Origin of the sequence: Salipiger thiooxidans, from assembly GCF_900102075.1 — a bacterium.
Lineage (GTDB): Bacteria > Pseudomonadota > Alphaproteobacteria > Rhodobacterales > Rhodobacteraceae > Salipiger > Salipiger thiooxidans.
The window spans coordinates 163,869-174,776 of sequence record NZ_FNAV01000013.1 but is presented as its reverse complement, the minus strand read 5'-3'; the positions used below and the strand labels follow the sequence as shown (position 1 = coordinate 174,776).

Here is a 10,908-nt window from a genome sequence, read left to right as displayed (position 1 = left end):
ATCCGGATCCCGGAGATCAGGGCCCGCATCGCCTCGGCGGCCGGGATCCGAACTGCGGGGTCTGACAGGGCATTGACCAGATCGCCGATCTTCTGGCGGTAGAGATCGCCGAGGCTCGGGTGCATCCGCAGGACGGTCGGCTCTGGGGCCTCCGCAACCTGGGTTGCCAGAGGGCCGACATCGTGCCGCCGAGGCCGATGTGCATCAGAGAACCGTTCAGATCCGACCGAGATCCGGCTCGCTCTCGCCCAGCCACGCCTTCCCGAAGGCAGCCCGCGTGTCGGATCACACCAGCTGGTAATCCGCCCTTCGGCTCTCTCGCAGGACCGCCCGCCCGTTCGGCAGGTCGTTGCTTTCGGCGCGCGCGAGGGCTTCCGATGCGCTCAGCCCATGGTCCAGCCAGCGTTGGACGAGTCGGCGAGTCAGCATCTCCTCGTCGATCGCCAGCGAAACGGTGATGTCCCAGAGCGGGGCGAGGTCGTGCCAGGGCGCGCGGTCCAGCAGGAGGTAGTTGCCCTCGAAGATCAGCACGCGGGCGGCGGGATCGACCTGGCCGGCGCCGGGCAGCGTGCGGTCGGCGGTGCGGTCGAAGAGCGGGTAGGCGGGCGAGGCACCGGCGCGGATCTCGCGGACCAGCGCCACGAAGGCCTCGGCATCGAAGGTCTCCGGCGCACCCTTGCGCGCGCGCAGGCCGTGGGCCTCGAGCCAGTCGTTGTCGCGGTGGAAACCGTCCATCGGGATCACCTGCGCCACGGGCCCGAGTCCCAGAGCCAGACGTTCGGCGAGCGTCGACTTGCCCACCGCCGGAGGGCCTGCAAGCGCCACGAGGCAGCGCGGGGAGGACCGCGCCGCCTCGATCAGGATGCTCAGCAACTGGCCGGCATCGACTGAGCTCATGCAGCGATGCTTTCGCCGGGAGGGGCCTTGGCCCCGGTCATCAGCGCCACCGCGTCCGACATGGTGCAGTCGTCGGGCGCCACGGTGCAGAGACGGCGCCCCAGCCGGTGCACGTGGATGCGGTCGGCGACCTCGAACACGTGTGGCATATTGTGCGAGATCAGGATGATCGGGATGCCCCGCGCCCGCACGTCCTGGATCAGGTCCAGCACCTTTCGGCTCTCCTTGACCCCCAGCGCCGCCGTGGGCTCGTCGAGGATGATGACCTTCGAGCCGAAGGCCGCCGCCCGCGCCACCGCCACGCCCTGCCGCTGGCCGCCCGAGAGCGTCTCGACCGGCTGGTCGATGTTCTGGATGGTCATCAGCCCGAGTTCGGAGAGCTTCTCGCGGGCGATTTCGCGCATCTTGCCGTGGTCGAGCTTGCGCAGCCAGCGCCCGGCGATGCCCTCGGCCCGGATCTCGCGGCCCATAAACATGTTGTCGACGATGGAGAGCGCAGGCGATAGCGCGAGGGTCTGGTAGACCGTGGCGATGCCTGCCTCCTGGGCTTGCAGCGGCGAGGAGAAATGGACCTCCTCGTTGTTGAGCGTGATGGTGCCCGCGTCGATCCGGATCGCGCCTGAGAGCGCCTTGATCAGCGAGGACTTGCCCGCCCCGTTGTCGCCGATCACCGCGAGGATCTCGCCGGGGTAAAGGTCGAAGTCGCAATCGTTGAGCGCGGTGACCCGGCCGTAGCGTTTCTGCAGCCCGCGGGCGGAAAGAATGGGAGCGTTCATGCCGAGACCTTTCTGATCCATTGGTCGATGGCGACCGCGATGATGATGAGCCAGCCGATGGCGAAGACCTGCCAGAGCACGTCGACCCCCGCGAGGCGCAGCCCCGACTGGAAGACACCGACGATCAGCGCGCCGAAGAGAGCACCGAGGATCGAGCCGCGTCCGCCGAAGAGCGAGATGCCCCCGATGACCACGGCGGTGATCGACTGCAGGTTGCCCTCGTAGAAAGCCTGGGGCGAGATCGAGCCGACGCGGCCGATCGAGGCCCAGGCCGCGATGCCGCAGACGAAGCCCGCCAGTGCGTAGACCGACATCAGGGTGCGGCCGGTGCGGATGCCGGCGAGCTCGGCCGCCTCGGCGTCGTCGCCCACCGCGTAGACGTGGCGGCCCCAGGCGGTCCGGTTCAGCATGTACCAGAGCACGAGAAACACCAGCACCATCAGAATAGAGCCGTAGGTGATCCGGGCCGGACCGATGGCGATGGTCTCGCCGAAGACCTTCAGCAGGGGCGCGGCGGAGTCGATGTCCTGGCTGCGGATGGATTGCGCGCCCGAGAGCCAGAGGTTGAGCGCGTAGAAGATCGACCAGGTGCCCAGCGTGGTGATGAAGGGCGGCAGTTTCACCCGGGTGACGAGGAAGCCGTTGAACATCCCCGCCGCGGTGCCGCCCACGAAGGCGATGATCAGCGCGAGGAAGGCGGGCACGCCGGAATAGACCGCGAGGTTGCCCGCGATGACCGACATCAGCACCATGATCGCCGCGACCGAAAGGTCGATGCCCGCGGTCAGCACGATCAGCGACTGGGCGGCGGCGAGGATGCCGATGATAGACACCTGCTGCATGATCAGCGTGAGGTTGAAGGCCGAGAAGAACTTCGACCCGGACACCACGCCGAAGACCGCGACCGCGCCCAGAAGCACGATCACCGGCACCAGCGTCGGATTGGAATGCAGCACGTGCTGCAGCTTCTCGACGGGGCCGCGGCGGTGCGGATCGAAGGCTGCGACGCGGCGGTCCGCGCTGTCGACAGCCGTCTCGAAGTCCTGCGCGGAACGTCGCGTTGGCGGGATGGTCTCGCTCATGGCGGCCTCATCTGTTGAAGGGGAGGGGACCCGGGGGGCGCGTGCCGCCCCTCGGGCAGACCGGCGGCATCAGGAGCGCCGTACCGGCCGCGGGGGGCTCAGCCCCAGCACTTCTCCAGCGCCTCTTGCGAGGTGATCGAGGGGATGCCGTCGACCGGCTGGTCGGTGACCAGCTCGACGCCGGTGTTGGTGAACTCGAGCCCTTCGGACGCCTGGGGCTTCTCGCCGCTGTCGGCGAAGGCCTTGATCGCCTCAATGCCCATTGACGCCATCTTGAGCGGGAACTGCATCGAGGTGGCACCGATCACTCCGGCCTCGACGTTGCGCACGCCCGGGCAGCCGCCGTCGACCGAGACGATCAGCGCCTGGCCCTCGAGCCCCACGGCCTTGAGCGCCTCGTAGGCGCCGGCGGCCGCGGGTTCGTTGATGGTGTAGACGAGGTTCACCTCGGGATCCTTCTGCAGAAGGTTCTCCATCGCGGTGCGGCCGCCTTCCTCGTTGCCGTTGGTCACGTCGTTGCCGACGATGCGGGGATCGTCCTCGTCACCCATCTTGGTGGGATCCTTGATGTCGATCCCGAAGCCGTTGAGGAAGCCGTTGTCGCGCAGGTAATCGACCGAAACCTGCGAGGGGTTCAGATCGAGCAGTGCGATCTTGGCCTTGGAGGGGTCCTCCATCTTGGCGGCGGCCCACTTGCCGATCAGCTCGCCGGCAAGGAAGTTGTCGGTGGCAAAGGTCGCGTCGGCCGCGTCGATGGGCTCGAACGGGGTGTCGAGCGCGATCACCAGCAGGCCGGCCTCGCGGGCCTTGCCGACCACCGGGGCCAGGGCCCGGCTGTCCGAGGGCGTGATCAGGATGCCCTTGGCACCGGCGGCGATGCAGCTTTCGACCGCGGCCACCTGGGTCTCGACGTCGCCGTCGATCTTGCCGGCATAGGTGTTGAGCTCGATGCCCAGCTCATCGGCCTTGGCACTGGCGCCTTCCTTCATCTTCACGAAGAACGGGTTGGTGTCCGTCTTGGTGATCAGGCAGGCCGAAGTGTCTTCGGCATAGGCCGTTCCCGCACAGAGAACCAAAGCCAGGGCTGAACCTGCAAACAACGTCTTCATCGTCATCCTCCCTTAAGGTCACGCGCCGCCTGCCCCTTCGGCAGGTCGTCGGCGCCTCCGCTCCTCCAAGCGGATCGTGGCCCAAACTGCCGCGATTCCCGGCTTCGGTCAATAAGTAAATCCATTTGATTTATTTATTGACTGGCACGCCCATATGGGGCCTGCTAGGCAATGGGCCATTGGAGGATCTCTCATGGATGGCAATGACCGCATCGGCGCGCGTTCCGGCGTCAATCAGATCGGGGTCCGCGCACATAACGAGCGCCTGATCCTGTCGCTGGTGCGCCGTGGCGGTGGCTTGCCGGGCGCCGAGATCGCCAAGCTGACGGCGCTCTCGCCGCAGACCGTGTCCAACATCCTGCGCAAGCTCGAGAACGACGGATTCCTGCGCCGTGGTGCGCCGCAGCGGGGGCGGGTGGGGAAACCCTCGATCCCGATGCAGATCGACCCGGACGGCGCGCTCTCCTTCGGGATGAAACTGGGGCGGCGGTCGGCCGATCTCGCGGTGCTGGACCTGTCGGGGCGGGTGCTGGGCCAGAGCCAGCTCACCTATCGCTACCCGATGCCCGCCGAGATCTTCGCCTATCTGCGCGAGGGGATGGACGAGCTGTCGCTGTCCCTGACCCCGCACCAGCGCGCCCGCCTTGCCGGGATCGGCGTCGCCGCCCCGGCCGAGATCTGGAGCTGGGTCGACGTGCTGGGCGCTCCGGCCGACTTCTCGGTCTGGAGCGGCGTAGATTTCGCAGCCGAGGTCGCCGCGTTCTCGGACCTGCCGCTGTTCCAGGTCAACGACGCCACCGCCGCCTGTCGTGCCGAGCACGTGTTCGGCCGGGGGCTCGACCTGACGGACTACGCGTATTTCTTCATCGGCTCCTTCGTGGGCGGCGGTGTGGCGCTGAATGGCAGCGTGGTCGAGGGGCTGAAGGGCAACGCCGGCGCCTTCGGCGCGATCCGCGTCCGCGGGCAGGAGGGCGGCACGGCGGCGCTGATCGACGAGGCCTCGCTCTACCTGCTCGAGAACGCGCTGACCGGGGCGGGCGTGCCAGCGGGCGCGCTCTGGCACCAGCCGCAGGACTGGTCTGGGCTCGGCCCCGCGCTCGACCTCTGGATCGCGCGCTCCGCCCGCGCGCTGGCCGACGCCGCGCGGGCGGTCTGTGCGGTGATCGACTTCCCCGTGGTGCTGATCGATGGCGCCTTACCGACCGACGTCCGCGCCCGACTCGTTGCCGCCACCCGCGCGGAACTCGCCCATCTCGACCTGCGTGGCCTCACGGCGCCTTCTATCGAGGAGGCGGCAGTCGGCGGCAACGCCCGCGTCATCGGCGCCGCAACGGCCCCGGCGATGGCGAAGTTCTTCGAGTTCTAGGCGGGGCAAAGCGTGCTGGGTGCTGTCGCGTAGAGCGGGCCCCTGAAGCGACTCGCTCCACGATGCCTCTGGACCGCAGCAACGGCTATTGAACCGCGACTCACCGGCCTCGACGCCAAGTACAGGCTCGGTCGTCCAGAGCACAAGACGGCGTGCGCGGCGCATTCATGTGCCAATGCTCGCCCGAAGGCGGCGCTCTATGTCGGTATGAAGGATCAAGTGTGGCAAGTCTTCCTGAGAAGTCCTCCACACTCAACACCAAGTCTTTCTTACGAAAGAAGATCTGGTGTTCAGTGGTGAGCCGTGCAGGACTATGCGGGGTGAGGGAAATCAACGGCTTGCGCTGGCGAACCGAAGAAACCCACCCCTTGATTTGATTGGGCTTTTCGGGCCTCTGGCGAACCGTTTCAGGGGCCCCAGAAACCGAAAGGCCGCTGACTGGGCTGGCACCCGCGTCAACGGCCAAATCGAAAAGTTTGCGCAGGTTGGATACCAGATCGCGCCTGTGATCGCAATCGCGGGAGGGGTCGATGTCTGAGATTCTGCCCTTCTGCAAGATCAAGCTGCAATACCTGCTGGAGATGGTCACCGACCACGACCTGGACGACAACGCCTTGCGCGTGGCCCTCTACCTGGCACTGGCGCATGCCGATCACGAAACCGGCGAGAGCCGCCCCTCCTTCGAGACCATCGGCGCAGCTATCGGCAAGCACGCCAAGTCGGTCAAACGAGCGCTGAACAAGGTCGAGGCGGCGGGTTACATGACCGTGGAGCGCGGGACCAATAAGGGGAAATCCTCGCGCTACCGCCCGACCGAAGCGGCCCTGAAACGGGCCACGGATCGCCGCCGGGAGGGGGACAAGGTTGTCCCGCTTAGCCGTGCCAAAGGGGGACAATCCTGTCCGCAAAGCGGGGCAGACCTGTCCAGCAAAGGGGGACAGGATCGCCCCCCGAACAGAGAACAAGAACTTAGAAAAGAACAGGGGCGCGCGTCCGCGCCAGATTTGCCCGATGAAGGGCAATCCGGCGGAACGCGCCCGGACCTGGTGTTTGTCCCGAGGGGCATCTGTTTTGTCCGGGACTGGGATGCACGGTTGGCCCGGGAAGGGATGACCACGCTGGAACGCAGCCTGCCCCTTTCACCGCACGAGCATCACCTGGGCTTCTGGCTTCCGGCCCGGACACCGGCCCCGGTGGACAGCGCGGAATGGCAAGCGCAACTGCGTCTTCTGCGGGATGTCATCCGTCAGGCGCAGGATGGCGAATGCACCGCGCTTTCAGCACCCCGCATCGCGTCCTTTGCACCGCGTCAGATGCAGCGTGCGTTACGTCTTCCGCAGGACGTTGCCCCGACCGTGGGGGAGATCGCCTCGATGATGGCCGCGAGCTGGTTCTGGACGTCCATGCTGGCGCGCTCGGAGTTGACGGAACTGGGCCTGACGCGGATCGATCAGGGGGAGCAGACCTGGCTGACCTTGGACCCCGACAGGACGGAGCTGAAGACCTGCACGCTGGCAGGGACGCCGGTTATCTGCATCAAGGTCGAGGAGAGATAGATGACGGCACCCCTGACAGCCTTGGAGCGCGACTTGCTCGCCTGCGTCGAGCGGTTGGTGACGGCCTGCGAAACCTCAGCGCAGGAATTGAGCGGCTTGGAAGCGCGCTCGACGAAGAGGCTGCAAGCCCAGTTGGATGGTATCGCGGCCTGCGCGACGTTGCTCATACGCTCGCAGATCGCGTCAATGCAGGCGTTGCGTGGCTTGCTGAGCGAAGAGGCCACCTACAACGCGCTGGACGCGAAGTTGAACGAGAGCTTGAGCTTAGCGAGGGACGCCGAAGAGAGGCTGAGACAGAGCTAGAGGCGCGGGAGCGAGAGATGGATCGGGGGCTGACGCATTGAAGGTGTTGCCAAGCTACAGATTGGCAGGTCCGCGCCATTTGCCATGCTACAGGTTGGCTGATCGCGCGTTCACGGCGCGTGCGGCATAGACAATCAAGAAGTGATCAAAGGCGAATAGAACGAGATTTAGTGTTTTCCCAGCTAGCACATCTCAAAACTTAGTACTGAGCGTTGCCCTTAGGTTGTATTCTGCGCCATTGTAGACATCGGCATCAAGAGTGGATCAAGAAACTCCCTTCACTGCCGAACTTGCCGCCGAGGCACGAATCTGGTATCTGCTCCCGCATAGGGAGCGATGTATAACTTGACCGCACGGGAACGTTGGACTAGATAAACGATGAGAATCATTGCCCGACCGAAGTTGATTGCCTTTTCCAAACGCATCCCAGACTCGAAGTCGCAGCTGGATGTTTGGTGGGCAGAAGCGCATCGCGCGAACTGGAAAACGCCAGCCGAGGTCAAAGCGCAGTATCGCAACGCAAGCATTTTGAAGGGCGGACGAGTGGTCTTCAATATTTGTGGCAACAAATATCGACTGATTGTCAGGTTCGACTACGAGAAGGGTATTGGCTTTGTTCGGTTCCTCGGAACTCACGAGGAATATGATCAAATCGACGCGGAGGAAGTATGACTATGTACGAGCATCATATTCGGCCAATTCATTCCGAGCAGGATTACACCGCTGCACTTGCCCGTGTTGAAGCGCTAATGGACCTTGATCGCTCCGAAGCAGAAGATGATGAACTTGATGTGCTGGCGACACTGATCGAGGTCTACGAAGATCGTCACTTTCCAATGGACGCTCCAGATCCAATCGAAGCAATCAAGTTCCGCATGCAGCAGCTCGACATGAATCAGAGCGACCTGGCCCCAATCTTTGGAAGCCGCGCAAAGGCATCGGAAGTTCTGAGTGGAAAACGAAGCCTGACTCTCAAGATGATCCGGGCTTTGAATGAACATTTGGGCATTCCGGCCGATGTGCTGATACGAGATGGTGGCGCTCTGCCGACCGCTCCGGCGGGGATTGATTTCGAGCGTTTTCCTGTGATGCAAATGGCCAAACTAGGCTGGATCAAGAAAACAGCAGACATCAAGGATCGCACCGAAGAAATCGTGCAGAAGATGGTCGCGTGCGTTGGGGGGCAGCAAGCGCTGCCACAGGCTTTGTTCCGCCAAGGCGGAGGTTCACGAGCCAACGCCAAAACGGATGTTCATGCTTTACAAGCTTGGTGCCTGCACATTCTTTGCAAAGCACGGCAAGCGGGGCTGGAAGGTGTCTATGAACAAGGAACTATCGACCAAGATTTTCTCCGTGACTTGGCCCGCTTGAGTGAATTTGACGAGGGTCCAAAGCTCGCCCAGGAAAGACTGGCCAAGCATGGCATCGCGCTTGTTGTCGCTTCGCACCTGCCAAAGACCTATTTGGACGGCGCAGCACTTTGGACAGTGGATAGTGTTCCAGTTGTGGGCATGACGATCCGATATGATCGTCTGGATAATTTCTGGTTCTGCCTACTTCATGAACTGGCCCACTTGGGACGGCACTTCAACAATGGAGACGGCGAGGTCTTCATTGACGATCTGCAACTTCGTGAGCGGAACCATGAACGAGATGATATCCGCGAACAGGAGGCTGACGAGTGGGCGCAAGAAGCCCTTATTCCCTCGGAGCTGTGGGACGGCCATCCAGTGCGCTCTAGCCCCAGTGTGCAGAACGTTATCTCCCTTTCGCGGCAAGCAAAGGTTCATCCTGCCATCGTCGCAGGCCGCATACGCCACGAGAAGCAGAACTACAGGCTACTTTCGCAGTTCGTTGGCGCGAAACAGGTTCGTCCATTGCTGATGGAGGATTCAATCTGCTGAGTTTAGCGGGGGCGCCCGGCAAGGCGTCCCCGCTTTCACAACACGTCGAAAAGATACAGGCGCACCCTCTTCGTCGTGGCTCCGGAGACCGAAGCGCTCTTGTGGTGGTAAGCAAGGGATAGACGGTTCGGAACTCCAGGGCAAATGTTTTAACAAGCGCCAAGGAGTACGCCGGATGGCTACTATCAAAACTCTGACGCCTGAGCAGGTGTCGATCATCAAGGCTCGCCTTGCGAAGGGCGATTTTCAGCATCGGATCGCTGCCGACTTCGATCTCAATCAGGGGCGCATCAGCGAGATCGCGACCGGAAAGCGCTTTGCAAATGTGCCCCCTGCAGCACCGGAGGCGTCTCATGTCTGACAAGCTTCTCAAGCCAGGTCAAAAAGCGCCGCGTTCCGGGCAGTATGAAATCACCGGTCCTCGTGGTGGTGGAACCGGGGTCGAACGGACGGTCACACGCAATGAACCTCTTCCGCCTCCAGAGCAGACGGGACAGAAGTATCGCCTGGTGGATCCAACAAAACACCGGCGGCAAAGATAACAATGGCGGTGCGGCCAAGTAATTTGGGTCGCGCCGCTTGTCACTTCGGTTCCCTGGAATTGGAATCTGGCACACCGGAAAGCTGGTGCTCTCAAAGATGCTTTACCGCCCATCGGTGTGCGCCATTTCTGTCTGCAGCCCCAATCTTCCGGAATGCCTCCTGTAGCCTCTTCTTTATCGCTGCCTCGCTGGTCCCGAGTCGCGCAGCGATTTCCGCGTTAGTTCGTCTCGGGCCGAGCATAGCCAAGGCTTCAGCCTGGCGAACAGTAAGCCCGTTCGGGAGTATTGGTTGCGGGCTGTGTCTAACCACAGTTTGCGCCTTTATCTCGATTAGGGCATTGGCTTCGGCAGAAAGCCTTTGCATCTGTACGCTATCTTGGAATTGTGCAGCCATACCGACTATTCCATGTAAGAACGCCAGCTGTTGTCTAGTCAGACGAGGAGCCAACCCAAGCTTGTGAAGCTTCGCCCTTGTGCGTTTGCGCCAAGCACGAGGTGGCTGCATCTTGTCGTTGATGACAACACCCGTGACCTCCATGCGTCCTTCGAATCCAGAAAACCTGGTTTTCTCCGGCTTCAGCTCGAACCCTGCTTGTTCAACTGCTTGCTGCACTGAATCGAGAAATGCCGGTTCAACTCGTTGCTGTGAACTGAACGTGAGATCGTCCGCATATCGCGAGTATCGGTGGCCAGCCTCTTTGGCCAAATGTGACAGCTGCTCATCTAGTCCGCGCAGAACCAAATTGGCAATGGCCGGGCTTGTCGGCGCGCCTTGCGGTACACGGTCATCTAGGCAGCACAACTCTGCCAACATTTCCGCTACATCTTCCTTGTAGCCGAGCGAGACAAAAATTTCACGCACCTGGTCAATCGTGATCGATGGGAAAAACTGCCGGATATCGACATTGAGCACATGCTTTGCGCCAAGATGGTACTTGGCATTCTGGACCGCGCTTCGACCAGCCACAAAACCGAAGACGTTCTCAGCGATCTCCACATGGTTCAGGATGTTGTCCAAGATCCACCACTGGATGACCTTGAGGTAGGTCCGTGGTGTATCGATGTCGCGCTTGGTGCCATCCTTCTTCTTTAAAGGAAAAGAACGATAGTGCTTCCTGGGCCGACGGCGGATTGAGAAAATAGTCTTCGGGCTGATTCCGAGGAACAGCGGCAATGCACCCGTTGTCGGTATCGGCGGCAGCCCAAGCTCACGGAAGCGGGCAGTTTCGTCGTCAGGAAAACCACCTGGTTCCGCCCGAAGGATTTCCTCTAGGTGCGCAAAGTCTCTGGGGAAGTAGTATGAGCGAGTTGGCATCTACAGCAACTTCCAGTCTCTGAAGTGAAGACTGCCTTGAGCGCGCGGCCTAAGTCCA

The 10,908-nt window shown here is 62.3% G+C and carries 11 protein-coding genes; 6 read left to right on the top strand and 5 right to left on the bottom strand.

The window, feature by feature from the left end:
• Positions 1-285 precede the first annotated feature (285 nt).
• The 4 genes from BLQ77_RS19625 to BLQ77_RS19610 all read right to left on the bottom strand — a co-directional run bounded on the left by BLQ77_RS19625 (position 286) and on the right by BLQ77_RS19610 (position 3,864).
• A complete protein-coding gene (locus tag BLQ77_RS19625) occupies positions 286-897 on the bottom strand; it encodes a nucleoside/nucleotide kinase family protein (protein ID WP_089962300.1) in 612 nt (203 codons plus the stop codon).
• Positions 894-1,673, bottom strand: coding sequence for an ATP-binding cassette domain-containing protein (locus BLQ77_RS19620; protein WP_242661782.1), 780 nt, complete (start codon positions 1,671-1,673; stop codon positions 894-896). Before BLQ77_RS19620 ends, BLQ77_RS19625 begins: the two co-directional genes overlap by 4 nt.
• Positions 1,670-2,755, bottom strand: a complete 1,086-nt coding sequence (locus tag BLQ77_RS19615; RefSeq protein WP_008884732.1) for an ABC transporter permease — start codon at positions 2,753-2,755, stop codon at positions 1,670-1,672. The genes BLQ77_RS19620 and BLQ77_RS19615 overlap by 4 nt, the downstream gene beginning before the upstream one ends.
• Before the next feature lie 98 nt (positions 2,756-2,853).
• On the bottom strand, positions 2,854-3,864 hold the full coding sequence (locus BLQ77_RS19610) for a sugar ABC transporter substrate-binding protein (protein WP_089962295.1): 1,011 nt from the start codon (positions 3,862-3,864) through the stop codon (positions 2,854-2,856).
• A 193-nt stretch (positions 3,865-4,057) separates the two neighbouring features.
• On the opposite strand from BLQ77_RS19610, the gene BLQ77_RS19605 reads away from it, so the two are divergent.
• The 6 genes from BLQ77_RS19605 to BLQ77_RS19585 all read left to right on the top strand — a co-directional run bounded on the left by BLQ77_RS19605 (position 4,058) and on the right by BLQ77_RS19585 (position 9,354).
• Positions 4,058-5,230 (top strand): ROK family transcriptional regulator, encoded by a 1,173-nt coding sequence (locus tag BLQ77_RS19605; RefSeq protein WP_008885184.1) that lies wholly within the window; start codon positions 4,058-4,060, stop codon positions 5,228-5,230.
• Positions 5,231-5,760: 530 nt separating this feature from the next.
• Positions 5,761-6,786, top strand: a complete 1,026-nt coding sequence (locus tag BLQ77_RS28875; protein ID WP_165617155.1) for a helix-turn-helix domain-containing protein — start codon at positions 5,761-5,763, stop codon at positions 6,784-6,786.
• Positions 6,787-7,089, top strand: a complete 303-nt coding sequence (locus tag BLQ77_RS28870) for a hypothetical protein (RefSeq protein ID WP_165617154.1) — start codon at positions 6,787-6,789, stop codon at positions 7,087-7,089.
• Positions 7,090-7,467: 378 nt separating this feature from the next.
• A complete protein-coding gene (locus tag BLQ77_RS19595; protein WP_089962293.1) occupies positions 7,468-7,761 on the top strand; it encodes a type II toxin-antitoxin system HigB family toxin in 294 nt (97 codons plus the stop codon).
• Positions 7,758-8,993 (top strand): transcriptional regulator, encoded by a 1,236-nt coding sequence (locus BLQ77_RS28485; RefSeq protein ID WP_131822041.1) that lies wholly within the window; start codon positions 7,758-7,760, stop codon positions 8,991-8,993. The genes BLQ77_RS19595 and BLQ77_RS28485 overlap by 4 nt, the downstream gene beginning before the upstream one ends.
• Before the next feature lie 175 nt (positions 8,994-9,168).
• A complete protein-coding gene (locus BLQ77_RS19585) occupies positions 9,169-9,354 on the top strand; it encodes a hypothetical protein (protein WP_089962287.1) in 186 nt (61 codons plus the stop codon).
• Between the two features lie 272 nt (positions 9,355-9,626).
• Here BLQ77_RS19585 and BLQ77_RS19575 read toward each other — a convergent pair whose 3' ends face one another.
• Positions 9,627-10,850 (bottom strand): retron St85 family RNA-directed DNA polymerase, encoded by a 1,224-nt coding sequence (locus BLQ77_RS19575; RefSeq protein ID WP_089962284.1) that lies wholly within the window; start codon positions 10,848-10,850, stop codon positions 9,627-9,629.
• Positions 10,851-10,908: the final 58 nt, after the last annotated feature.